The sequence below is a fragment of the Natrinema altunense genome (assembly GCF_000731985.1).
GTDB lineage: Archaea > Halobacteriota > Halobacteria > Halobacteriales > Natrialbaceae > Natrinema > Natrinema altunense.
Map to the genome: position 1 here is coordinate 547,659 of NZ_JNCS01000001.1, position 23,916 is coordinate 571,574.

The following is a 23,916-nucleotide window of genomic DNA, read 5'->3' on the forward strand; positions in this document are numbered from 1 at the left end:
CCCACTCTTCAAAAATCCAGCGGGCTTACTACCGCTCTGCTGTTCTATGAGAAAGAAATATCACACCACCTCGACAAGAAATACAGAGACAGCATCAATTTGGGCTATATCTAATGTCGAGGCAACAAGAACTTGGGGGAGAAGAAGGCGACTTCGAAGAAGCACGCATCTTCTACCGACGGGTGAAATCCCAAGACCGCCTCACCAGCCCCACTTCAGAACAAATTGAATCTCCCTCCGAACTCAGCGATGTTGACGAACTACTCGACTACATCCGCAGTAGAAAACTCCGGTACCCGATTGATATCTCGGAAACCGAGATGGATGAGCTCCCCAAGGATCTAGCTATACAAGTCCTTGAGAACGGTCCAAAAGAGGATCCAGTCAAATTTCTCCTCAGTCAGTTCTGCGACAGCCTTCGCAAACGGCAACGCCAAGCCAACAAGTACGCGATGCTGATCCACATCGGCCAGCAATTCCTACTCGCACACGTCCGTGCCGAACGTGGAATGTCGATCAAAGAGGAAGAAGGAGAAATCGAACTAATCCGTCGATTCCTGGATGTCGATAACATCCTATCAGCCGCCCTATTTGAACGAACCGACGACGGCGTCATCAAATTCTCCCACTTCACCGACACCGGCTCAGACTCCTTCAGAGCCTTCCTTGGTGTCACAAAACGCAAATTCCACTACCAGAAAAAGAACGTCCAAATCATCACCTACTACAAGGGCAAGACCGGTCTCGAATGCAAATTCGAGTTCACCAACGAGGAATTCGAAGACAAATGGCTCAACGGAAATGAACTCCGTCTCCAAGGTGAACAGTTCTCATTCAACGACGAACGGCCACACCTCATCAAAGAAATCCGCTGGGGAGGTGAGCAATACGAATCCCCCCGTTCATTCAAGAGCGACTTCAAAGAATACAGCTTCAGCCTGGATGGAGAACGCCGCCGATACCAAGATCTACTCGATCTTGAATCACCCGAAGGATCCTCTATCTCAATATTCGATGACGATGTCGAGAAGGCAGAGGACAAACAGGACCGAGTCGAGATATACTACGAAGACGAAGATACACGCGTCCTCGACAAAGGAAACCTCCCCGATAACCTGTATGTCATCTACTCTAACGGCAAAATAGATCTCAACAGCAGCTTCGCAGACCACATCTTCGCAGACATCATCAACGGAGCAGAAATCTCACTCTTCCACCCCTCACAGTCCGCAGCTGCCAACGAATTCACAGTCAACACAATCACATTCCTCAACATCGACGAGGATCAGATTACCCCTGAACTCAGGCGATTCGCTGAAACCACACACGAACACATCGTCAACCTCAGCGGAGAAACGGCAAGCCGCTGTCTAACCTATCTTCTACTACACGTCCTTTCCCGCGAAATAGACCAACAGTTCAAGAAGGGAATCAACCAGCTCATCAACATCAACCACGGCTCAGCCCGGAATAGAGATGTTGTCTCCAGTAAGGAAAACGAGTACGGAGGACTCATCGAATACAAGAACAAGAAGGATCTCGAGAAAGACGACGCCGCATCCGAAATAGTCTCTAACATCAAAACCAAGCTGAAAGACTCCAGCGAGAAAGTCTTCCTATGGGGAATCCCAGAACAAACACGAGAGCTTGACGGCCTCAACACCCAGTCCTGGAACGACGACAGAGTCACCACCATCGAAGAACGCGTCAACGAACAGCTACAAGAAGACAACTTCGACTACACCGACTACCATATGCAGATCATCCCCCTCGGAGATAACGGCGACCGCTGGATCATCGCTGGTCTGATCTATTGACAATATGAGAAGCGACCCCAAGGTCAAACTCTTCACCAAAGGCAGGCTCCGAAAAGAGCTCGAGTCTCGAAAGGACCAGGCCCAGGAGCACATTATTGACGAAGATGACCAAACCATCCTGACGGCTAACAAGCAACAATACATCGACCAGGTCGTAGAGAGATATTCTGTTGACCCGCCAGTCATCCAGTTCGACGAACGCTACGCAGAACCCGAAGGATCCGGCCCTGACTCCCAGCTCGTCGTCTACTTCCCCTACACCGGAAACCAGGAAATGCTCTACAAGAAACCCAGCAGCTACAAAAGCAACATCGGGATCTACGAGTTCTACGTCGGCAGCGACCACATCTACCACAAGATCGACGCCCACCGCAAGGACAGCGACTCACTCGACACGGAAATCCAGAGAGTCATCCAGTACCTCCGAGACCACGCAAAACCTGTCGCCAAGCAGGTCCGGAAATTCAACGCAGATCTCCAAGACCAAGTCACGCGCTGGTTCGAGGAACATAAGGAAGATACCCGAGAGAAACACGACGAGTTCTCCGACCTCGACATCCCGATCAAAAAGCGAGATGAAGTCCCAGAAACATTCTCTGTACCAGGACCCGACTCCCGGAAACAAGTCTCCCTCAGCGACCGGAACTCCACCGAGTTCAAAGAAAGCGGAGAGCTGGAACCAGAACTTGACACCGAGATCTACCGCGAGATACTCCAAGTCATCTACGATGTCGGGAAAGGATTCGAGCGCTCACCACACCTATTCCAAGACAAAGGAGAAGAAGACCTCAGAGACTACATCCTGTTCTTCCTAGAAGCCCATTTCGAGGGCTCAGTCACCGGAGAAACCTTCAACAAGAACGGGAAGACAGATATCCTCTACCGCTACGACAACAGCAACCTGTTCGTAGCAGAATGCGGCATCTGGGACGGACCCCAGTGGTGCAACGACAAACTCGATCAACTTCTCAACTACCTCACCTGGAGAGACTCCAAAGCCGCTCTCGTCGTCTTCGTCAAAAGGAACAAGATCACGCCAGTACTGGATAAACTCGATACCAGCATCCGAGTACACCCCACCTTCATCGAACACGTCAACGAAGCCGGCGAATCCTGGAACGACTACAAAATCCACCTACCTGAGAATCCCGACAGAGAAGTCCAACTCGGCGTAATCGCAGTACACCTCCCCAACTAAACCAGCTTAAACCTACGATTCAAAGCAGATACACCCTATCCTCACTACCAGAGCTCTCCTCCTCGAAAAACACGTCCCCGGACTCCTCCCCAGCTTCATCTGAAGGCTCCTCCGCCGGATCCTCCTCAACGGTAAACTCGTCGAGAGACCTGTGGCCACGAGAATCCAGACTCACCGAGTATCACCCTGAAGCTCTTTTTTCACCTTCTCTGGCACTTGTCTCTCATCGACGAAATGTGCTTGAGTCCAATCGGGGAACTTCTGATATTTTTCTCCGCCTATCCGTGCTACCAGCTTGGCGATGTGGACATGGCCTACATCATCTACAATAGGAGAGTCCACAGCTGACCCAACGATATCCATTTCGTCAAAATCGCTCCTGGTCTTCTCGTTATCAGGCTTGTTCTCCATACCCTGGAAGAAGATACGGTACTCTCCTCTCTCAGTGACGACGTACTCCCGCAACTTCCCTTCCTCAGACCAGATCCAAGCGGTGTAGAGCTTCGTAAGATGCTTCCCGTCGACCCGGAGAACCCGCCCATCGAATATCGGTTTTACCCACTTCTCATATTCAGGAGTCGACTCAAACCAGCGACCGTCACTGTACCTCGGCTCTTGACCACCACCTGTAAACTCGGATAACGTAGTCAGATCTAGAACATCCTCGATCGTAAAGTCACCCTCAAAGATCGGGTGGACCTCTAACTCCACATTCGCTTTTGACGGCTCCGGACGTCCATCTCTCCCAGATAAATTTTCCAAGTACGACTGAATAGCCTCAACTACCTTCTCCCAGCTCCGGGAACCCGGAGAACCGCTGAACTGCTTAGTAGTCCCACTCTCACTCAAATACCGGACATCGTACGAGGCGTAGTATTGGTCAAATTTCGGCACATCGATCTCGACCTCGTATCTCATTACCACAGATTCGCCACCTTCTCCTTCATCTTCCCTGCTGCAGATTTCACAGACTCCTTCACGTCACCGACAGCACTCCGAGCCTTGTCGAAGATCGACCGTTCCTCCAGACGTCGGAAGTCTCGTCGAAGCTCACGGACCTCCTTCAGCAACTCCTCCTGGCGCTGTCCCTGCATCCTGTTCTTCTGCCGATTCGACTTCACCTCTTCCAGGACGTACCGGTCATTCGTCTCCAGCTGAGACGCGACATCGTCTAAACGGTCCGCAACCTGCACCAATTTCTCCGACTGCAACCTGTTCACTTTAGAGTTCGACCGGACAGCACTGGCCAACGCCTGATCATCCCTCTGTAGCCGTCCGACCTCGTCTTCCAGCTCACGGCGAGTCGAATCCACACGTTCCACGACATCCCGGATCCGCTCATCCTGCTCATCCAAACGCCGAGAAACCCGCTCCTGGAACTCATCCACCTTTTCATCCAGGCTCTGCCGCTGCTCAGCAGCATCCAACGCTACCGACTCAATCCTCCCTTCCAGCTGCCGGACCTGGTCCTCGAGCTCCTCAGCGTCGAACTCAACCACCTTCTCCAACTCATCCCGGTTCTCCCGAGTCCACATCGCCGCCGAGAAATCCTGAGGCTTCACACCCAAAGTAGCCATCCACTTCACAGCCTGCTTCAAATTAGTGATATGCTCCGCACCAAACTGACTATGCGGAAACTCACCCTCAGCCAAATCATTACCCAGGCCGTCCGTCGGAGACGTATCGATGTGGAAGACCCGTTCACCCCGGTCGTTCTTCACCTCGAACAAGGAGTTCGGACTGTCGTCCTGGAACTCCGGGTTCTCCTGGATCCACTCAGCAAACTCATTCCTGACATCACCCCACTCCTGCGTACTCAACGGCATCGAAACATCAACCGGCTTCGACCGCACCAAGACCGGAAACTCCGACTGAACCCAATCCACAATCTCATTCCGAGTACTCCACCAATCATCCAAGACCCCAAAAATAGAATCAGCCTGAACCGGACGATCATACCGCACCAAAATAGTATCCTCAAACAAGATCACATTCCAGCCATTATACTGAATCAACTCACCTCGCTCCGACTGCTCCCTCCCCGGGACCTCCTTATCATACACCTCGAACGGAATCTCCTTCTCCATCAACACCGTACGACGATCACCCCACGACAAACCATTCCCAGTCTCACCCCCCGGCTTCCGCTTAATCTCCTCACGCCACCAACACTTATGCGGCCGAATCCGGCCATCACCCTCCACCCTTTCCAAACCAAGTTCCTCCAGAGAATCACTCAGACTGTCACCACCACTGGTTAACACTCTAAGATTTGGGACAGTGTCTAAGGATCCGAGAAGAGCTCGACCGTCCTGAGTGACATCGTAATTGATCGAGTTATCGGGATGGTATTCGACTTCCTTCAGGTACCGCTCACTGCAATAGTATTTCTTCGGGACATTCTTTTTCTGGCCGCACAGCCCCTTGATAATGTTTCTAACCGTGTCTTCGCTGTAATCGTCTTCCGCGTATTCGGTGAGAAGACTGGATATTTCCTTGACCGAGATCTGATTCACTACTGCTTGAAGAACCCATACCTGGAGACCGGTCAACGGGTGGTCCTCCTGGTGGGGTGTCGAAGATCGGACTCTAAGATTCGAGACGACGCACCACCCTACCGGTGAAAGCCGTTGACGTTAACGGTATCAGGGTTTTCAAGCCCTCTGGATGGATTTTGTACTGGTTCTGACCACTCGTCTTGAGACATAGAAATTCTATACCTGACATCGTTTTTAAGTTTTGTCTACACCGAACTCGAAGTTCGAGTCAAACCAACAACCCGGTCACAGGAAACAGTACCTCGGCTTCAGTTAGACTCTCTGATGGCGTTCAATGCTTCCACCAGGTCCTCGCGGTCAACCGCACGCCAGAAAGAACCCGATTCGACTTCGTCCCAAGAATAGCTGCTACTGTAACTATCGGATCTCTGTATCAATTCACCTTGTAGATCCTCAACTGCTTCCTCATCCACTTCCAACCCAGATCCTTGGAGTTCATCAGCGATGGAACCAGCCAAGACGACGGGAAAAACTTCATCGAACGCGAACAGGATATCCCGCACAAAACCGCCTTTCCGGGTAACCTGGTACCGGTTCCCGTCCTTAGAAATCAATCCAGATTCCTTGAAATCGTCCACATAGTTCTGAAGAGTGGATCGAGATACCTCCATCTCTTCCGAGATCTCCTTCGCCGACCAACCCCCACACAGGAATACATAGCACTCGATACGCTGCCCGCTATTCAACTTAGAGAAGATCTCTGCCAAACCCTCAGAAAAAGTAATGCCCTGGCCAGAAGAGGCCGAAGCGTCTCCATCAGACTCGTCCATTACGCGGCAGAACGCCCGCTGCTCTTAACACATTTACGCCAGACCATCTCCCGGAGAGACACCAAGGACAAGGCTGCTTAGACCCGCCAGAGCTCATCAGAAGCATAGTCTTCCTCAAGAATATCAATCTCCTTCACTTGGTCACCCTGAATCATATAGTCTCCATCATCCATCCGGATCACATCACCATCCCACATCGGCCGCTCAGGCTCACTCACCAACTCATCGATGTGGAACTGAGTCTTGTCCTGAACCTCAAACACATACTCAGGATCCGAAGCATTCCCCACCGCAATCTTCTCGTAAAGCGTTTCGAACCCGGACTCAGTCAAGTACTCGACCTCATCTTCAGCTGCAAGGAAAAACAAGTCCTCAGCCTCATCCTGGAACTCGAAATCCGGTTCATCGTAGTACCTCAGAAAATACAGTTCAAACTGCAACCCTAATCACCTGTTCTCCACCTTCTCCCAGTCACGGGACTCTATCCGGTTTTCCTGATCAGCAGCGAACTCCAGCAAAGCCTCGTAACTCTCATCCAGCAATTCAATCACCTTATCTCGATGCCAGGGAGCCAAGTACGGCTCCTCAATCTTGTACTGCGGACCACCACGCTCATACGTCACCTGGAAACCGAACGGAAGATCCTCCTCACTATCCAGGTACTCATCATCAGAGACATACTCCCCGTGAATATGGTGAGCGTCTCGATCAATCCAGTAGTTCCAGACTATATCATCTTGCAGTTGTTCCTCAAAGCTTCGACCGAACTCATCTACAAGCTCTCCGTGAGCGATCCCGTATCACCCGTATCCACACTTCTCTCGATTTTCTCAGCATCCCGAACCGGAGCCTCGTTGATAATATCCTCGTAGCTGCGGATCGCCTCCCGATACAAGTGCTCAGGAAAATACGGCCGCTCATCCCACAACGAAATCACGCCGTCCTCCAAACCTACGTACAGCTCTTCCGTGTTGTAGGCTTCCTCCCGGCGTTCCTCGTAGTCCTGAAGCAATTCCCGGTACTCACTCCGGTAATCATCCCCGTCCAGGACAAGACATCACCAGGAAACTTCTTCAGCTGCTTCCGCAAGCTGCTCCAGATTTTCATCGTAACCCGGAGGTAAACTGTAACCTCCATCAGTCTCAAACTGGCCGAGCCCAGCCTGTTCCGTGAAGGCTTCGACACCCTGCATCTCCTTATCCATCTTCTTAAACATATACAGAGTCGACTTCTCGTACCTGTCCTGCTGCTCCGGATTAGTGTCAGCAAGACGTTTGATCGCTGATTCCGCTTCCTCAACCGAAGTATAGAGACCGTCTGCGGCATCACCGTTAACACCGGCATCGTAGAGCAGGTTCCCGTTCTCAGTCATCCACGCGAAGAAGTACTTCCGGCCACCATCAGGCACCGGATCACCCTCACTGTATTCCTCTGGATCCTCTTCAGGCAGCAACTCACGGACCTCGATCTCCAGTTCATCAGCCACCTGCTCAATCCGCCTGTCGTAGAAGAAAACCAGGTGCTGCGCAGGATCCTCCAACTGCATCTTCATCTCGCCGTCGTACGGATTTCGAAGGTTCATCACGTAAGGCTCCATCTGAGCCCATTCAGCTACCTCATCACGCTCATTCCGCAGCTCAAACAGTTCCTCAAATCTTGATTCTGCTGCATCTTCGATTACCGCACCACCTCGACAAAACTCACAGAACAATATTCTCTAACAGAATTTAAAAGAGAGAAGGGTGGGATGAGTGTGAATCAAGCTTGGATCTCGTGGGCTTCCATAAGGTCGCGGAGATCCTCGCGTTCTCCCTCCCAGTACTCGTCGACGTCGTCACCGCCCTCAATCAATTCTCTGGACCGTCTCTTGACAGCATTCTCACCAAGGATATCAGGATGCGGAATGCCTTCACCGTACTCCAGAATCTGGGCAGCTTGCTCGTAGCCGTCGTCCAACTGGTACTGCGGCATATCCTTCGACAAGTGGGTCAAAGCGTATGTGGCGGCGTTGAACGTCTCATACAGCGACGGATTCTCCGGATCCTCCACCTCCTCGTGAAGCGCATTCAATGCGTCGGCTGTCGGATTCTCCAAATACTGGTCTATCCCGATATCGTGGAGAACCAACGCTGCTTCATCCATATTCCTCAATTCACGGTTCTGAGCCTCTTCCAACCGCTGTTCGACCTGGTCAACTCCTTCGACAGCTGAGTCAACTGCGTGGTAGGCAAACTGCTTCTGGAACGGCTCACTGTGTGTCTGCTCGTAGCTCTGGTCAGCGATGAACGCCATCATACCGTTACTACAGACCTGGCGGAGAGCTCCGATGTCGAACTTCAATCCGTGGTACCCTGAGTGTCCCGACCTGACCCGTAGATCAACGTCGATCTCGTCACCCGGGGCTGGCTCCACAGTCTGATCCAATCCGACCCGAGCCGTCATCTTGTGAGCAGAGGGAGAAACCTCGACATGGCCCTCCGGACTGATACTCTCGTCACGGGCTTCGATCGCCTGCCCAACTGATTCCAGGATATCACTGTACTGGATCACGTTGTACCAGTCATCACTTGCGGAGACCTCACCAGCCATCCGGGGATCTTCCTCATCAGTCCAGAGACTGTCACGCCACGGAACCTCCTGCCACTCATCCAAAGCCTCGTTATGAGCATAGACTTCGTGGCGCTCGACATCAGGAACTTCGTCTTCAGCGATTTGATAGAGACCGTCTAGATCCGAGAAATCGTATCGATCAGCATTTGCGATAACAAATCCACCTGTAGAACCACTCAACCAACCAATTTTAAAAGAATACGGGTAGGCAAGGGATAGAATATTGCGCAAAAAACCGAAGCTATCGTTCCTTCTCTCCCTCGGCCAGAACACAGAAATATCACTCCTCACCGCACCGCTTCTTGTAGAACAAATACTAATAAACGCAAAGCGACTATCGAAAGGCAGTACATGTCTCCCTTTAGCACACTATCTGATGTAATCTTAGGAGCAAAAACAGCAGTCTATCGTAGTGAGGGAGAGCTGAATGAAGCAGTGCGGACCCGGATTCCCGACAGCAGTGAACTCCGAACTATAGCAGAGATCGAAGCAACGGTCCGGACAAATGCGAAATACTCGCTCCTAAACGAATTTTTCAGCCGAGAAACGCTCATCACACTCGAAATAGAAACAGTTGATGACTCACCACCATACAGTCCGATTGATTTACAAAAACGGCTTCGGAGAACCGATATTCCTGTGATTCAAGTCTTCTCAAAACCCAGCCGTGACCCCAGCAACCTCCCTATAGACGAACATCTCATACTCACTCGACGCGATGAATCCAATTTTGTTGTCTTAATTAAAATCGAGAACAACTTCGGACAGATCGAGCAGTGGATTAGGGATCTCGATATTGCTCTGCTAAACCATCTGCGGAAGAGAAAATCAGAGGATGCTGGATCAACAGATGCAGAATACGATCCTGGAGAGAGGATTAAAACATCCATCACGGCTTACTTGAACCGCGCTTCGAAAGGAATGGGTTTCCGAGAGTCTCTGCTACAAGTTGAACAAGAAGTCGACAACATAGAACTGTACCGTCATCGTGCGCCAGAGTGGTATATGAAAAGGATTGGCAGTTCAGCAAAGGCAGGGGACGAAGTAATGAAAGTAAAACATTCAATCCGAATAGGAAAGGGAAAGAGCGGGACTCGGTGGGAGCGAAAGAGTTTCACCAAGACGGAAAACGCGATACAGTGGTTACGGGACTTCAACAAGGCCCCCGACCAATTCCCACACTGAACTCAAAGTCCGGGTTTCTCTTCTGGCTTGGAGAAGCTGATCCACGCTGGCTCAAACGGAGGCTCGAAATCGTTCATCTCCATCTCATCATAGTCCTCCACGATATCCTCGATAACCTCCTTGTCATCCGGCATAGTCCTTTCAACTTCCTTGACGTCGAAGCCGTGAGTCTGGTCAGGTAGCTCTACTGACTCCTGGTCCACGCCCTGTACCATGATCAGGTCGTGTTCTCGGCCACCGTAAATCAAGGTCTCAATCGCCTCCGCATCAGGATTAGCGTCTCCGATTTCCTCCAGCAGGTTTTCCAAGTCCTCATCATCACGTAATGGTTCTGCGATTCTCTGTGTAGACATCGTTCTATACACCTCTGAAATTCGGGGTGGCTGGATTCGAACCAGCGACACTCCGCTTACCGAGCCCCAAGAAGAGTCAGGGAGGGAAGAAAATGGTCTGCCACACAGAAACCAGTTAGACCTCTGCGTGTCGACTCAATTTCCTATGAACTCGTCTTGGAACTCTACAGGCGGATGCTCTACCGCTGAGCTACATCCCGTCCGAATATAGGAGTGACCGGATTCGAACCGGCGAACCCGCTAAGGGAGGAGATCTTGAGTCTCCTGCCTTTGACCACTTGGCTACACTCCTGAGTGAATTGGAGGCGGCAGGATTCGAACCTGCGACTTGGCGTTCACCCTGTTTTTCCGGTTCCCTGATGGTGACAGGATCTATCATTCCAGAGGTCATTCTTGGATTTCTGGTTAATCAAACCGGCAGGGTTTTTCGCCACCGTCTCAGGAAGCGTTGTCTCCTTGGCTTCCCTGATTGTGGCTAGCCCGCTCTGACCAAGCTGAGCTACGCCTCCATCGTGTTTTTCCCGCTATTCGGATTTGAGGGACGATTCGCCACGAGGATTCTATGTTGGTATTAGCCTTCCCAGTCGATTTTGCTGGGCGGGCTCTCGTGGTTACTTGCCCTCTCACCTTCCGCGGGGTCGGAGACGACCGGACTCGAACCGGTACAAATCGCCCAATTATGGGCGAATCCGCTACTCAGAAGTTCACAGCGCTCTACCAGATTGAGCTACGTCTCCAAAGTGCCCCAGAAGGACTCGATGATTAGTCCTGCTACCGCATCCGAAAGGGGATCCAGACCGCGGTAACAAAAAGGGGGCTGCCTATCGAAACCCTCTGGGACACAAGGTGGTTAACCTTTCTCAGGACAGATCTAGCCCTCCGGAGTCGAGAAACCCAAGCGGAAGGCACCACTCGAAAGAGACAGAGATCACTGAGGTACGACCCCTCCCCTCTGAACTTCTATCTCTTTCAAGCACTAATTGTCAAATGCCTTTTTTATGTGTTTGGTGAACGCCGAACCATTCGTCAGTTGAAATCAGAAAGACCGGACTGTTCACCCAGATCCTCAACGTCTTCTTCCTCATCAACCTGCGGAACCTTGACTTCGCCAAAATACCGCTCCTGCTCTGCCTCACCCAATTCATCAGCCCGTCTCTCCGGAAAATGCAGAACACCTGACTCAGCACTATTCTCATTTCGGTATACATCAGCCTCTCCGAATTCCCGGAACAAGTCCTCAGCACTGTACCCCGTTTGCTGTTCAACGAACCCGGTATCACTCGTCAACGCCCACGACGCAGTCCGCAGATTACCATACTCCTCAACGAACCATTCAGCATCGCTCCGATCCAAGGACTCTACCTCTTCAAGACGGTCAACGAAGTATTCCTCCGCCAATTCATCCACCTGGAACCGGCTGTACACCTCCTCACTACCCCGGTCAAGCACCAGGACTTCATCAACAATCCGTGTACCCGTCACCTCGTTACTCCCTCTCAGCTTCGGAGACAGCTGATACTTCTCCAAGGCATTCTCCGGAGCCAACTCAAGGAACTGCGGCCGGTAATCCACGAACACATCACCTTCCCCAGCCTGATCCTCGAGAACCTCAGCAGCCGTAGAAAACTGAGACCTGAACGGCAACACATACTCTCCACCGTCCAGCAACAGGCTTCCACCCAGACCAGAATTCAGCTCCGAAGCGAACTCTGGATCCGGAACTGACCGGTACTCGTGACTGACTATCTCTCCCTGTTCCTCCCAGGGCTGCTGATACTGGTACTCCTCCAGGACGTGCTTCGGATCCCCGTGATCCAGCCGCCACCGATCATCGACGTGAAGATCTCCGTCATCTCCTTCGCTGACTAAGACGACTTCAGCATATTCCGGTTCATAACGGTAGAAATGGTGGTGCCCGGCTTCCGTATCCGTACCCAGGAAACGGTACTCCTCCTCGTGGATCTCCAGAGTCTCAGGAACATCAGTTGCCAGCGGTAGACTTCCACCTCCTCTACAACGTGTTGCGTCGATCATTCTGAAAAAACCGAGTCCCGGAAACAGTCCTATGCCGCCCTCCGTCTCCGAACTCAAACGCCGCCTGGAACAACACGGACTCGAAGATAACAGGAAAGCACAGAAACTGCTGACCCAGGCCACCAACCCCTACCTTGATCGAGAACAACGATGGAGAGCCCGAATCGCCCTCAAGCAGCTCATCGAAGAAAGAAGGAGATATCCCTTCGATTCAGTTGTTCCCAAAAATTCGTACCTGGATGATCCCGTTCTCCTCGGCACTACCCAGAAACAGGGCAAATTGTACACCCTGAAAGAAGACGACCTCAATCAGCACACGCTCTTCATCGGACAAACCGGATCCGGGAAATCCACCGCCTTCCGAAACATAATGACCCAGATCTCCACACCCTACTGGGCCTTCGACCGAAAACAGGACTACCGCCACCTCATCCAAGAACACGACGACCTCCTCGTACTACCCTGGTCAGAACTCAAATTCAACCCGCTAAAACCGCCAGAAGGAGTCGCCCCGATGAAATGGGTACAAGTCTTCACTGAGATATTCAGCCACGCCACCTCCCTACTCTCCGGCTCGAAAAACTACCTACTATCCGCAGTCATCGAACTCTACAAAGAATACAACCTGTTCAAAGACAACACACACCCGTATCCTGCCCTCCAAGACCTACACCAATTGATCACCGGACAGGGCGTCAACTACACCCGGAAAAAGTCGAACTACCTGGATACCGTCGCCAACCGCCTCGAACCGCTCACACTCGTCACCGGCCACATCTTCAACTGCAGCAAAGGCTACCCCATCGAGGACCTGATGCAGCGAAAAGTCGTATTCGAATTCGACGGACTGAACCGTGACATCCAACGCTTCCTGCAGGAAATCCTGTTCGCCTACGTCTACGAATACCAATTCGCACAAGGCAACCGGAGCGGCGACCTCGAACTCCTGATCTTCGTCGACGAAGCCAAGCAAACATTCTCCGTCTACCTGGAACGCCAAGACGCCTCAGGCATACCAGAAATCGACGACCTGACCGCCAGGGCACGACAGTTCGGCATCGGTCTCGTCGCCGCCGACCAGGAAGCCACCAAGTTGACCGACTCACTGAAAGCCAACACGAAAACCAAAGTCCTGCTCCCCGTCGGCGACCAGAAACAGTTCAACGAAATCACCGAATCAATCGACCTCACCTCGCTTCAGGAGAAGTACGCACAGGACCTGGATACAGGAGAGGCCATCATCAAGCACGGCAACAAGGATCCGGTACCTGTCGACCTCCAGAACCACGAAACAGGAACCGTCACCGAAGAAGAGCTCATCGAACACCAACGCCAGAAATGGCAAAACCTCCCTTTCAAACACCGAAAAGACCCTTCTTTCAGCTCATCCGAAACAATAGATACGGACTCCCAAGTAGGCTCAGACCAGTTAGAAACCGGCGAATCAGCCGAATCAGTTCAAATAGAGATTTCAGACGAAGCCGAGTCGCTACTGGAGGATATAGCCGAAAACCCCCTGCGGTTCGTCACCGAACGCTACGAAGATCTCTCACTCAGCTACTACAAAGGGAATGAAGCCAAGAAAGAACTGGTCGACAAGGAACTGATCTCCGAGGAAACAGTCGGGTCCGGTCAGTCCCAAGGCACAATGTTCGATCTGACGGAGAAAGCCCGCCGCTACCTGGAAGAACAGGATGTGAATGTCCAGTGGAAAGGAAGGGGGTCAGTACGGCACCTGTACTGGCAAGATCAGATCAAGGAACTACTCGAGGAAACCGGATGGGACGCCTACATCGAGAAACTCAACGCCGATGTCTACGGAATCCAGGATGGAAACGAGATAGCGGTCGAAGTAGCACTCGGAGTCAACGACCGAGAAATCGACCACATCGAAGACCACCTGGAGACAGGATGGCGGACAGTCGTCGCCGCACGCAACCACTCAGTGAAGAAAGGACTGAAACGGAAACTCGGAGAGTCAAATGTCGATGAGTCCAAAATCCGCCTCACCACAGTACAGGACCTCGATCAAGAACATCTACGACCAGAATAGGAGCCGAACCTCTTCACATCTGACGTCTAAATCTGTGGCTCTGAGAGCGGATACGGAAGCTGTTCCAAGAACTCCTCATCAGATACGACGATACCTCCATAATCCCGGAGCCTACACTCCGCGTTATACCAGCCCCAAGCCTTGACCTGATAGATTTCCGGCTGTCCTGTGGTCTCCCCGTGACTTACAAACTCAACCTCCGCTGCCTCAATCTCCTCGGTCAGAGGCGTAAGCTCAGAAGTGATTTCCTGCGAGTTCGGTAAAGTCTCTGCATAAGGCATCACAGTCCATAGAGCATCTTCGTGATGATCGATTACAGGAACCAGCAGATGCTCTAACGGGTCAAAGTGCGATAAGATGACTTCATGCCAATTCGACATCCAGCCTTCAGTATACTCCACAGGATACAACGCGTCCTCAGCCCCGGAATTCCCTATTTCAGGAAGAGCAAACTTGACCACAAGAGAATCGTCTACTCCTGCGACACTGGACGGAACCTGGTATACAGCTCGGCTCTGCCCGTTCTCAAGATGATTGAAGTGCTCATCTAAGGTCTCGTGCGCCTTCTCAAAATCCTCCTCATCGTGGATAATCCGCGCCGCTTTATCGAAGAGCCGTCGAAAAGAATCATCAACTGACTCTGAAGGTTCCATATTAGAACACAGACAGACTTCTACTAAATATCCCAGCTCTCAGGTAGACTTTCTTTTTCCGCTACTCGTAGAAGAAACACGATAGCCTCCTGAGTATAGATATAGGCCAATTCAGCACGCTTAGCCGTTGCTTCCGGGGCCTCACTACCACCGTGAGAACCGACGTTTGAGCAGTAATTGTAAGGGAATTTCAGCGCCTGCCAGTCAATCGGCTCATCCCAGTCATTACCTTCAATAATTCCTGCTTGATCAAGATCAGCGAGAGCGCTACCGTAGTTCGTGTCGACAGTTAGATTCTCCAAAGCACGTCGACAATCGTGAATCGCGTTATCATAGTCACCTTCAGCCAGGAGATGGCTTGCCCGCTTTAATCTGGCCTGCGTCAAGAGCGGTGCAGCCTCCTCAATTAACGAACTGTGCTCGTCCTTGAGCTCTGAAACATCCTCGGGTGTCCTGGTTGCAAGCTCGTACCTTTCTCCATTATGTTGTAGAGTATACGGTGAACCGATCAAGATATCATCTATCTCGCCCGCAAGCGAGTCATTCCTTCCCAAATCCAGCTTTTCAATAAGTATGCTGAGAACTTCTCCTACTTCCCCCGAACGGTTAACATTCGCCAAGTAGCTGGCTAATCGGTCCTCTTTGCTCCAGCCTGCCTTATCATCGAGATCTTTTGTATTGGTTCGCTCAGCTGCACGGCATATCTGAGCACCTGTAATCGGAGACGCAATCTCTCTGGCAAGCTGATCGACTTGTTCGCCATGGAGGTCACCAATATCCATAATCGATCTATCCCTACAGTTAACAGCTACCCGTAATCAGAGTCCCGGACACTCGATAAAACACAAGCCGACGAGAACTCCCGTTCACCGGGCCGACAAGGGCTTTAAATACGGAAGTTTACAGTCCAAGTGAGGAAATGCCGGAGCGGAAAAATCAGCACTACGTACCTCAACACTACCTGCGTGCCTGGGCCAACAACGGCCAACTCGACATATTCCACCTTGGCTCTAAAGGAACATTCTCTGAGGGACAGGATTCCGTCTGCTCTCGCAACTACTTCTACGGCAACCCACCGGTAGTCGAGGAAGAACTCGCGGAGTTAGAAGGATACCACGCCCGCCCACTCAACGCTTTACGCGGCGGCGACGATCTCACCAATCTCTCCGACCAGTACATACAGCTGCTTCTCTCATTCGTCACCACACAGCGAACGAGAACCAAGGCGACAAAAGACGACATCAGGGATGGCGACGACTTCATCCGAGAGGCTGTCAGGGACGACATGGAGGCCGACAGGTACGAAGACCGGATAATGTGGACATCCGACCTAACCGAAGAAGAGAAAGAAGATACGCTGGTCGACGCCTCACTACTCGGCACCCATCACTATATGATGACCCTGGGGATCTTTGGGCACATCGGCATCGGCGATCTCGAAGGAGTGATGCTACGCAACACCACCGACCGAGAGTTCATCATCTCCGATGTACCCGTAGTCCACGACATCCCCCCATACAAACGCAAACACGGATTAGTACCCGCAGGACTGGCAAACCGAGGACTCCAAATCTTCTGTCCTATCGACCGCAACCGAATCCTCCTCCTGTACGACCCGGCAGTCTACCACTTCGACCACAACTCCAGAAAACAGGTCCTGATCAAATCATCTGACGTCGTTAACCAGCTGAATCTGCTACAGTTCCACAACGCCGAAAACATCGTGATGTACGACTCCAGCGACGAAGACTATATCACCACTCTCTACAGCCGAATCGACGAAGCAAGGAGAAGAGAAGAAATAACGGTTCCTCTGGAAACCGAATCCGGACTCACAGAACACATCGACAAGACTCCAGCTTACCAAGTACCGAAACTGTCTCCGGATCTTCCCGACTGTAAGACGATGACCCATCTACCATACGTCAAGCAGCGGCCATCCAGCCAGTCAGAGAGAGTCCAAAACATCGTACGGCGAATATTCAACGAATCCAGAGGACCCGACATCGGACTAATCCGCTCCATCCGAGTCTTCGAAAATATGATGGAACAAAACTGACTGCTCAGCCACCCAACCTCGTAACGCCTCTATAAGAGGACTATAGTGCGGGGCACTCCGGACACTCCCATCGAAATCCTTTGCCATACCTCTCATCAAGAACCGGATTCTTCTGAGAGCCGCAGCTCCGACACTCCTCGAAGTAACTATCAGGAAACGCTTCCTCGAACTCTTCGATACACTCCTCAAGCTGAAGCCTGGTAATATGCGACCGGAACCACTCGTTCGAATCCAAGATCCTCTTATCCAACTCATCGGCTTCCTTACGCCAATCAGCCAACGACTCCAGGAACTCCTCCGGTTCCGAACTTTCCTCCAAGTCCTCAACACAGCCCTGTATCGCCTTCCGCTTCAGCTCCGGCTCAGCACGCTCACGGGCCGCATCCCAACTCCCCTTGTAGAAACTGTCCTGCTCCTCCCTGATCTCCTCAGGACGCCCCTCCAATTCATCAACCCGTCCACGCCACCTCTCAAGAAGAGACTCTACCGCGTCAAACTCACTCATAACCGTAGATGTGTCCTCAGCTGAAATAAGAAGCAGGGGTACCCTCTCCGACTACATTCGTATCGAAGGACGGCGACTACAGGCTATCAGGTATCCTCTGTTCCCCGCCCACCGCCTGTTCGGACACAAGAATTAACTGCTTTTCACCTGTATACCGTATTGAGGTAAAATAAGCTATGGGCCGGGTGAACAAGGCCAACTTCGACGAGATCCTCGACCAGGTCAAGCCCGTAGACACGACTCAAGAAATCGAAGAGAAGAAACAGGCTCCGAAACAGGAACAGATCCGCTGGAACACCACCACCGGAGACGCCAAACAGAGTCCAGAACCGGCACCGACGCTGGACATCGCCCCCTTGCTCGTTGCAGTAGCCAGGACAGAAGGCGTCGACCCCGAAACCATCACCAGAGACTACTCCGCATACGACCTAGGCCGATTCCTTCCAGCAATATACGAAACAGTCGGCACCGACATCCTCATAGAAGCAGTGAAAGAACACCGGCCAGATCTCTACCACGTCTTCGAACCAGTCGACAAGCAAGGAATCCGTGGAGACCAACTACGGGAGATCTACAAAGCTGTTCTTGACAGCTACCACATACCCTACCGAGTTCTCACAGTCAAACAAGTAGGTGAAGAAGACGGCTGGGAGATCCCGGTCACCTTCCTCGAGGCCGGTTTCCACGAAGACAGAGGATTCCCTGAAGAATTTGAAAAAGGCTTGATCGACAGCTACAAAGAAGAACACAAGATCGACTGGATCCGCCACGCCCACCACAACGGCCAGCACAACAACGACACCTACTTCTACAGATTACACTGCGGATCCGGACTGCCGCCAGGCGTAATGGATTCTAAAAGACTCGTCTCCACCAACTCCCACATCGTCGACTACACACTCGAAGAAGTAGTTGAGGTTCAAGATTACAGATGAGGGACTACACCCAGTTTATGGAGCCCGGCAGCTTCAGCTTCATCACCCAGAGGATTGACGACGAGTTCCCCCGGTTTCAACCACGGAAAATCAAGTACCTCTGCGTCATCTTCGAGATTCTCAGACAAGGAGTAGACTATCACAAGTCCGGTCGAAAAGTACCGCCCGCCTCTCAAATGATGGACCGGTTGAGCGGTGACTGCGAAGACCAAAGCGTGCTCATCAACTCAATGTTCGAAGCAGCAGGACTCAATTCCGGGTTTCTAGAGGTGAAGATTCCTGGCCATTCCACAGGCCACCTTGTCTCCCTCGTCGAAGAACCACTCGGCGATATCAACGAGACCTGCCGACAGATCCGAAGATTCTACCTGGAAAACTACAACATCACAGCCGGAGATATCTACTACGACCAGTTCAACGGCAAAAACTGGATCATCGCCGACAACTTCAGCGACTACCCTGGTCACTCAAAAGCACTGGTAAACGAGGACTACATCAAAGAAAACGGCTCCACCTGGCGCTGGAACGAATTCAAAGAATTCCTGGAATCTCCTTGACGCAGCTGGTATTCGTGTCCGGATTAGGTATAAAAAAGTCACTTAGTAAGTGGGTGATATGAAGAACCTGTACGAGACCTTCGAAGACGACGAGTTCGAGGAACTATTAGAAGTAAAAGGCGACCGAAACTGGCGAGAAGCCATTTTGGAAGAATTCGGGGTGGCCGAGTAGTGGCTGGTCCGATACGTGACTTGGACGCAGGCAGTATCGAGTGCGATGTATGCGGTGATGAAATCCCTGACAGAGAGTTCTGCACAATCTTAGCCAACGCGTACAACAACAACGGAAACGCCGAACCAAGACGTCCAAGCAGGGAAAAAATTCTCTGCGGACACTGTGGCACTATGGCCCTCGACAATCCCAGAACAGGTGAGAATCAGTAGTGGGTAGGTCAGACGAAATGCACAGCATGGAGGATTTGAAGTATGCTGTAGAGCGGAGTGAAGCAGAAACGCCTGAAGAACTAATCGAGTATGCTAACGGCCTATACCTTACAGGAGATGTTCACGATGCCTTCGTGGAGGGTGCAGGTTCTGCTGGCGAAGTAGTTGATCGAGAGATGAAGCGGTGGTCGGAGAAGTTTATCGACCAGATGAAGGATGCAGAGGACCGTGAGGAAAGTCAGCGATTTGCCTCGATGGCGGTCGCAATTCAGAGGGTGCGGGAAGACTTGTTTGAAAATCCAGAACCTATCTCTGTAGACCTCAGCGACAAAACCGAGGACGGTGGTACGGGGTGAAGATTTCCAAAGAGGGCGAGAAGGTCTGGACAGAATTAGAGTACGCATATGCCCAAGCAATGGGTGAAGAAATCCCAGAGAAGGTTAAAGAAAAATTCGGAGACTCCAGCACCGAAACTACAGAAGAAGGTGGTGCTTCATCGGAGTAAAGAAGGAGATCGATTTCTGTTCTGAATGTGGTGAGGCAGCTGTAGAAGAAGTTCAAGAATGCTACGAACCAGGGTACGCGGTTCAGTACTACTGCTCACGCTGCGGCGACTGGATTAGAGGAAGTCCACAGACATCAACAGTTCAGATAGCGAAGCTGAAATACGAGAATGAAACCGGTTGTGCTGACTGCGGTAAAGATCCTGCCCGATACACCACCAAAAACGACTACGGTGAGAAAGAGCAGATTTGCAAAGACTGCTTGAAAGAAAGAGCCAGAGAGAGTGGTAGAACATGAGCTATGCGTTAGAGGATAAATGCCAGCGATGCGGTAACGAGGATGCACCTGTGGATCTCGTAAGCTCTGATCCTGAACTGATCGTCAATCTCTGTGTGACCTGTAGAAAGAAGCTGGATAACTGGCTTCAGGGAAAACTCGAAATGAAGAAATCTCCAACAGATTCCAGCGACAAAACTGGGAAAGAGGAAGGTGAATAGATGCTATGGTAGATAAGATTAGAAAGGTCACTAAGCACGAAGACTACGACATCAACTACAAAATCCAAATGGCTGAAATCGATTTATATGAGGAAGAGCTGTGGGAGAGAAGTACTTACTGCGAATGCGGTGCTGACAGTGTTGATGAATGTAGTTGTGACCCTGAGAAGCAGCGAAGATTTAGGAAGAGACGTAAGAGAAAGGTGAACGAAAAGTTTGCAAAGGAGCTAGACAGGCTTATGAAGGGTCAGCTGCCTAAAGACGGTTCTCAAAACAAAGGAGAAACTGGCAAAGGTGAGAATCGGTAGTAGGATTTGCTCTTGGATTGATCGCAGCGTCAACCGCTGTAATAGCAGCGACCCTATTCGTGTTAGCGATTCTCCTCACATCCATCGATAACACGCTTCAGGATATCCACCAGACTCTCAAGAATCTCGACGAAGGTGATACGGAGTGAGTGTAGAGGATACCGTCAAGCACTGCATAGAGAAATCGCTGCAGGAAAAATGCCGATACAGCATAGAAGAAGCCGAAGACAACGAAAACACGGTGATCCTCCACGCTCCCTTAACATTCCTGACCTCTGATCTAACCGAGGAACTCAGAAAACACCTGATCTTCGTCGACGCCACATCCGGTTCCTACAAAGAAGGCTATTCTATGATGTACTTCCTCCACTACCTGGAACCAGAGGAAGACACATTCATGGACGCACTGGCAGAACCAGTTTCGACTAAGGACAAATACGAGATTGAGAATAAACTCGAAAAGGCGATTACAGAATCTGCCAAGGATGTTCCGTACACTGGCGACCCGTACAGAGTCATCAATCACGTCGTTACGAACATTGAGGAAGAACTTGGTGTAGAAATCCAAGGTGAAGACGACAAACCACTTAGAGAACATTCCCGCGTTGGTATTGGAGAGCAAATGAGTAGATACACGCGGTCAAATCTAATCTCCGATGATGAACTCGAAGAAGTAGAAGACCGAGTCCTCGAAGAAAAGACTGAGACGGGTGATAGGGGTGAATAGATGGGAGAAAGCCAAGTTCCTGATACGACAATTCCTGTTTGAAATCCACATAGGTTGGTGGAGGACCTCCCCGCTCTATCGAAAGCTGGTCTCATACCTCGTATCCAAGTCTAACATTGGTGAGGAAGCAGGATGACCTTCAAAAACCTCGAAACGAAAACAGACATAGAAGGTGACTGTATCTGAATTTTCGACAACTCAAAGAGCATCTACGGTATCTAACTGTAGGAGTGGCCATTTCCTTGACCCACCTCTTGATGTACGGGCTTGGAACGGCTCTTGTCCTGGCCCCGTATCTGGATAGTGCAGGACCAACGGGCGACCTCAGACTACTTGGAATCCTTCTACTCCTAGCAGCGGTGATAATAGACATTGGTGGTGGCTACGACCAGGAGAAGACGTACAAAGAGAACGGGAACATCTTCCTCGAAGTCATCGAGGAAAGGATCAGCGAAGAGGAAGGCGAATGCAAACGACTACTCAAAGAGGTCAAGAGAGAAGCTCTGAAGAAAGCGGTAGGTGATTACTCTGTCTGAAGTCTCCAGAAACAAAATTACGGAGCGTGATAGCGAATGAAACTGAGGACCCGGAGAGCCACGAAAGATCCTGGCCTGGGTTCCAAGGAAAAACTGTACTGCGTGGACTGTGAAACCCGGCACCGTGTCCGTAGAGACGAGTTCAAGGAATCCTGTGATGAGTGCGGCAGTATGCTCCACGAATCCAAACACATCGTCCAGCTGTTCCAACGCCTCCTCGACAGACCTGATATCGAATTTGAGGTAGCAGACGCCGTCCTCGCACGCTACGAACGATTCCACTCCCTCATCCTCGACCTACAATACCAGTCAGTCACACAGGTCGACCTCAAAAATCAGCTGAAGATCCGAGAAGAAGCCAAGGAAATGATCGAGGAGGAGATGAACGCGTGGCTGGAACAATACTGATCCTGATGTAGATGATGCCTGTTCTAAGACATATTGTCGAGGAAGATGCCGCCAGATGTGATCCGTTCTTCAATAGAGTCTGAACGGTTGCCGTCCATCTCTTCAGCTGTTATCCTGGCTCGCTGACCGAACATAAAATTGGAGAAGATAGCGTAGTTAGATTCCGTCTTCTTAGTCTTCTCATATCCAGTCTCCAAACCTTCAACAGTAATCGAGACACCATCAACAGTATAAGCACCACTGGCGTTCTCAGCCGTTTCATACGCATAGACGGTCAAGTCACCCAATCCATCTCCGAGGGCTTCACCCAGCGGGAACCCTGCTGCAACCGAAGGAAGACGTATATCAACATCAACATTCCCCGCATCTAAGCGAAGTTGGTAATCCTCCATCTGGTACACTTTGATCGCAGGATCCTCGCCACGCTCCACAACCACCGTGACTCTATCGCCTTTCTCCAACCCGTAAAACGGGTTCGCCATATTATGTTCGTACCATTCAGGAGGTATCCGGACCAGGTACTTCGCCTCGCGTGTCGGGCGTGTACGGATCTTATACGAATACCTGGAATTCTCCTCGGTCGGCTTCATCAAAATGAACCTTGCTTCCTCCCCGCCGTACCACTCAGACTCGATCGAGAGCTCTACTCTACCCTCCCAACCATCCTCACCTTCCTGTAAGAAGCCAGTCTCCTCTAAGTCATCAGACAGCGGAACACCCAGGTAATCTCCAGAAGCCTGAACACCGACCTTGTTAGAACCGTACTCCAATTCGGTAGGATACACCCAGTCCGACTCCTCCGTCATGTTGTTTTCTCTATCTTTTTCCTATGAATCCTTTAGAGCTTCAATATAACGTCTCCCTCGGCACCTTAGCCTGTGCTGTCAAACCCAGTACAGGCCCTGAAGGCCAAACCCAATGGAGCACCGCTTAGACAAGCACTCGTCCTCGGAATAGCGACAGTCCTCTTCTCAACACCCGTAGCTGCACAGCCCACCGAGGACTGTACTGTTCCACCCGACCTGCAACCACTGATCGACCTGTTGAACACAGTCGGAGAACTCGCGTTCATCGCCGGAATCGCATTAGCCACAGTCGGATTCTCAATCGCCGGACTCCTGTTCATGATGCCCGGCCCAGAGTACACCCGACGCGGCAAGCAAGTGGCGAAAAACGTCCTCATCGGCACCATCATCCTGCTCTCCGCCAACATGGTCGTCTCATTCCTCACCAGCCAGCTCGGAACTAGCCTCTGCACCTAAAAA

Annotated in this window: 30 protein-coding genes and 3 tRNA genes; 15 read left to right on the forward strand and 18 right to left on the reverse strand. The window is 51.3% G+C overall.

Annotated features, from left to right (window positions below; all coding sequences use genetic code 11):
* Positions 1-113: 113 nt before the first annotated feature.
* Positions 114-1,817, forward strand: coding sequence for a hypothetical protein (locus tag ALTAJ2_RS02825; RefSeq protein ID WP_007110784.1), 1,704 nt, complete (start codon positions 114-116; stop codon positions 1,815-1,817).
* Positions 1,818-1,821: 4 nt separating this feature from the next.
* Positions 1,822-3,015 carry a hypothetical protein gene (locus ALTAJ2_RS02830; RefSeq protein WP_007110783.1) on the forward strand — a complete coding sequence of 398 codons (1,194 nt, stop codon included), beginning with the start codon at positions 1,822-1,824 and terminating at the stop codon, positions 3,013-3,015.
* A 19-nt stretch (positions 3,016-3,034) separates the two neighbouring features.
* Here the strand turns inward: ALTAJ2_RS02830 and ALTAJ2_RS19385 are convergent, their stop codons facing one another.
* The 9 genes from ALTAJ2_RS19385 to ALTAJ2_RS02865 all read right to left on the reverse strand — a co-directional run bounded on the left by ALTAJ2_RS19385 (position 3,035) and on the right by ALTAJ2_RS02865 (position 9,244).
* Positions 3,035-3,190 (reverse strand): hypothetical protein, encoded by a 156-nt coding sequence (locus ALTAJ2_RS19385; protein ID WP_160163707.1) that lies wholly within the window; start codon positions 3,188-3,190, stop codon positions 3,035-3,037.
* Positions 3,187-3,933 carry a hypothetical protein gene (locus tag ALTAJ2_RS02835; RefSeq protein ID WP_007110782.1) on the reverse strand — a complete coding sequence of 249 codons (747 nt, stop codon included), beginning with the start codon at positions 3,931-3,933 and terminating at the stop codon, positions 3,187-3,189. The genes ALTAJ2_RS19385 and ALTAJ2_RS02835 overlap by 4 nt, the downstream gene beginning before the upstream one ends.
* Positions 3,933-5,567, reverse strand: a complete 1,635-nt coding sequence (locus tag ALTAJ2_RS02840) for a hypothetical protein (protein WP_144240192.1) — start codon at positions 5,565-5,567, stop codon at positions 3,933-3,935. The genes ALTAJ2_RS02835 and ALTAJ2_RS02840 overlap by 1 nt, the downstream gene beginning before the upstream one ends.
* 254 nt (positions 5,568-5,821) lie before the next feature.
* Positions 5,822-6,343: a helix-turn-helix domain-containing protein gene (locus ALTAJ2_RS02845; RefSeq protein WP_007110780.1), complete on the reverse strand. Its 522-nt coding sequence runs from the start codon at positions 6,341-6,343 to the stop codon at positions 5,822-5,824.
* Between the two features lie 77 nt (positions 6,344-6,420).
* Positions 6,421-6,783: a hypothetical protein gene (locus ALTAJ2_RS02850; RefSeq protein WP_007110779.1), complete on the reverse strand. Its 363-nt coding sequence runs from the start codon at positions 6,781-6,783 to the stop codon at positions 6,421-6,423.
* Between the two features lie 6 nt (positions 6,784-6,789).
* Positions 6,790-6,966: a hypothetical protein gene (locus ALTAJ2_RS19390; RefSeq protein ID WP_160163706.1), complete on the reverse strand. Its 177-nt coding sequence runs from the start codon at positions 6,964-6,966 to the stop codon at positions 6,790-6,792.
* A 149-nt stretch (positions 6,967-7,115) separates the two neighbouring features.
* Entirely contained in the window at positions 7,116-7,355 is a 240-nt protein-coding gene (locus ALTAJ2_RS02855) for a hypothetical protein (RefSeq protein ID WP_007110778.1), read from the reverse strand.
* A gap of 45 nt (positions 7,356-7,400) precedes the next feature.
* Positions 7,401-8,054 carry a hypothetical protein gene (locus ALTAJ2_RS02860; protein WP_144240193.1) on the reverse strand — a complete coding sequence of 218 codons (654 nt, stop codon included), beginning with the start codon at positions 8,052-8,054 and terminating at the stop codon, positions 7,401-7,403.
* A gap of 47 nt (positions 8,055-8,101) precedes the next feature.
* Positions 8,102-9,244, reverse strand: a complete 1,143-nt coding sequence (locus tag ALTAJ2_RS02865) for a DUF932 domain-containing protein (protein ID WP_204367378.1) — start codon at positions 9,242-9,244, stop codon at positions 8,102-8,104.
* A gap of 60 nt (positions 9,245-9,304) precedes the next feature.
* Between ALTAJ2_RS02865 and ALTAJ2_RS19050 the strand changes: the two genes are divergently transcribed.
* The gene (locus ALTAJ2_RS19050) at positions 9,305-10,138 is read left to right on the forward strand and encodes a hypothetical protein (RefSeq protein WP_144240194.1); all 834 of its coding nucleotides are present in this window, start codon (positions 9,305-9,307) and stop codon (positions 10,136-10,138) included.
* 2 nt (positions 10,139-10,140) lie between these two features.
* Here ALTAJ2_RS19050 and ALTAJ2_RS02870 read toward each other — a convergent pair whose 3' ends face one another.
* From ALTAJ2_RS02870 to ALTAJ2_RS02885, 5 genes are all read right to left on the reverse strand, one after another.
* On the reverse strand, positions 10,141-10,491 hold the full coding sequence (locus ALTAJ2_RS02870) for a hypothetical protein (protein WP_007110775.1): 351 nt from the start codon (positions 10,489-10,491) through the stop codon (positions 10,141-10,143).
* Positions 10,492-10,512: 21 nt separating this feature from the next.
* Positions 10,513-10,691 (reverse strand) — tRNA-Tyr (locus tag ALTAJ2_RS19330).
* An 8-nt stretch (positions 10,692-10,699) separates the two neighbouring features.
* Positions 10,700-10,783: transfer RNA gene (locus ALTAJ2_RS02875), tRNA-Leu, on the reverse strand.
* A 347-nt stretch (positions 10,784-11,130) separates the two neighbouring features.
* Positions 11,131-11,228, reverse strand: a tRNA-OTHER gene (locus tag ALTAJ2_RS02880).
* 289 nt (positions 11,229-11,517) lie between these two features.
* Positions 11,518-12,525 (reverse strand): hypothetical protein, encoded by a 1,008-nt coding sequence (locus tag ALTAJ2_RS02885; protein WP_007110774.1) that lies wholly within the window; start codon positions 12,523-12,525, stop codon positions 11,518-11,520.
* Between the two features lie 31 nt (positions 12,526-12,556).
* Between ALTAJ2_RS02885 and ALTAJ2_RS02890 the strand changes: the two genes are divergently transcribed.
* Positions 12,557-14,578 (forward strand): serine-rich family protein, encoded by a 2,022-nt coding sequence (locus ALTAJ2_RS02890; protein WP_007110773.1) that lies wholly within the window; start codon positions 12,557-12,559, stop codon positions 14,576-14,578.
* A 26-nt stretch (positions 14,579-14,604) separates the two neighbouring features.
* Here ALTAJ2_RS02890 and ALTAJ2_RS02895 read toward each other — a convergent pair whose 3' ends face one another.
* Positions 14,605-15,231 carry a hypothetical protein gene (locus ALTAJ2_RS02895; RefSeq protein ID WP_007110772.1) on the reverse strand — a complete coding sequence of 209 codons (627 nt, stop codon included), beginning with the start codon at positions 15,229-15,231 and terminating at the stop codon, positions 14,605-14,607.
* 23 nt (positions 15,232-15,254) lie between these two features.
* Positions 15,255-16,013, reverse strand: coding sequence for a hypothetical protein (locus tag ALTAJ2_RS02900; RefSeq protein ID WP_049900971.1), 759 nt, complete (start codon positions 16,011-16,013; stop codon positions 15,255-15,257).
* Positions 16,014-16,150: 137 nt separating this feature from the next.
* Between ALTAJ2_RS02900 and ALTAJ2_RS02905 the strand changes: the two genes are divergently transcribed.
* A complete protein-coding gene (locus ALTAJ2_RS02905) occupies positions 16,151-17,290 on the forward strand; it encodes a DUF4238 domain-containing protein (protein ID WP_007110771.1) in 1,140 nt (379 codons plus the stop codon).
* A 40-nt stretch (positions 17,291-17,330) separates the two neighbouring features.
* Here the strand turns inward: ALTAJ2_RS02905 and ALTAJ2_RS02910 are convergent, their stop codons facing one another.
* Positions 17,331-17,795, reverse strand: coding sequence for a hypothetical protein (locus tag ALTAJ2_RS02910; protein ID WP_007110770.1), 465 nt, complete (start codon positions 17,793-17,795; stop codon positions 17,331-17,333).
* A gap of 185 nt (positions 17,796-17,980) precedes the next feature.
* Between ALTAJ2_RS02910 and ALTAJ2_RS02915 the strand changes: the two genes are divergently transcribed.
* From ALTAJ2_RS02915 to ALTAJ2_RS02940, 9 genes are all read left to right on the forward strand, one after another.
* A complete protein-coding gene (locus ALTAJ2_RS02915) occupies positions 17,981-18,730 on the forward strand; it encodes a hypothetical protein (RefSeq protein ID WP_152421250.1) in 750 nt (249 codons plus the stop codon).
* The gene (locus ALTAJ2_RS02920) at positions 18,727-19,287 is read left to right on the forward strand and encodes a hypothetical protein (RefSeq protein WP_007110768.1); all 561 of its coding nucleotides are present in this window, start codon (positions 18,727-18,729) and stop codon (positions 19,285-19,287) included. Before ALTAJ2_RS02915 ends, ALTAJ2_RS02920 begins: the two co-directional genes overlap by 4 nt.
* Before the next feature lie 383 nt (positions 19,288-19,670).
* Positions 19,671-20,027: a hypothetical protein gene (locus ALTAJ2_RS02925; protein ID WP_160171039.1), complete on the forward strand. Its 357-nt coding sequence runs from the start codon at positions 19,671-19,673 to the stop codon at positions 20,025-20,027.
* Positions 20,024-20,176 carry a hypothetical protein gene (locus ALTAJ2_RS19395; RefSeq protein ID WP_160163705.1) on the forward strand — a complete coding sequence of 51 codons (153 nt, stop codon included), beginning with the start codon at positions 20,024-20,026 and terminating at the stop codon, positions 20,174-20,176. The genes ALTAJ2_RS02925 and ALTAJ2_RS19395 overlap by 4 nt, the downstream gene beginning before the upstream one ends.
* A 292-nt stretch (positions 20,177-20,468) precedes the next feature.
* On the forward strand, positions 20,469-20,672 hold the full coding sequence (locus ALTAJ2_RS19055; RefSeq protein ID WP_144240195.1) for a hypothetical protein: 204 nt from the start codon (positions 20,469-20,471) through the stop codon (positions 20,670-20,672).
* A gap of 5 nt (positions 20,673-20,677) precedes the next feature.
* Positions 20,678-20,980 (forward strand): hypothetical protein, encoded by a 303-nt coding sequence (locus ALTAJ2_RS19060; RefSeq protein ID WP_144240196.1) that lies wholly within the window; start codon positions 20,678-20,680, stop codon positions 20,978-20,980.
* Positions 20,981-21,125: 145 nt separating this feature from the next.
* Complete coding sequence (locus ALTAJ2_RS02930; protein WP_007110767.1) at positions 21,126-21,707, forward strand: hypothetical protein; 582 nt, start codon at positions 21,126-21,128, stop codon at positions 21,705-21,707.
* A 257-nt stretch (positions 21,708-21,964) separates the two neighbouring features.
* A complete protein-coding gene (locus ALTAJ2_RS02935) occupies positions 21,965-22,243 on the forward strand; it encodes a hypothetical protein (protein ID WP_144240197.1) in 279 nt (92 codons plus the stop codon).
* A 36-nt stretch (positions 22,244-22,279) separates the two neighbouring features.
* Positions 22,280-22,651 carry a hypothetical protein gene (locus ALTAJ2_RS02940; protein ID WP_007110765.1) on the forward strand — a complete coding sequence of 124 codons (372 nt, stop codon included), beginning with the start codon at positions 22,280-22,282 and terminating at the stop codon, positions 22,649-22,651.
* A gap of 23 nt (positions 22,652-22,674) precedes the next feature.
* Here ALTAJ2_RS02940 and ALTAJ2_RS02945 read toward each other — a convergent pair whose 3' ends face one another.
* The gene (locus ALTAJ2_RS02945; RefSeq protein WP_007110764.1) at positions 22,675-23,457 is read right to left on the reverse strand and encodes a hypothetical protein; all 783 of its coding nucleotides are present in this window, start codon (positions 23,455-23,457) and stop codon (positions 22,675-22,677) included.
* A gap of 72 nt (positions 23,458-23,529) precedes the next feature.
* Between ALTAJ2_RS02945 and ALTAJ2_RS19910 the strand changes: the two genes are divergently transcribed.
* Complete coding sequence (locus ALTAJ2_RS19910; RefSeq protein ID WP_204367379.1) at positions 23,530-23,913, forward strand: pilin; 384 nt, start codon at positions 23,530-23,532, stop codon at positions 23,911-23,913.
* The last annotated feature ends 3 nt before the right edge of the window (positions 23,914-23,916 follow it).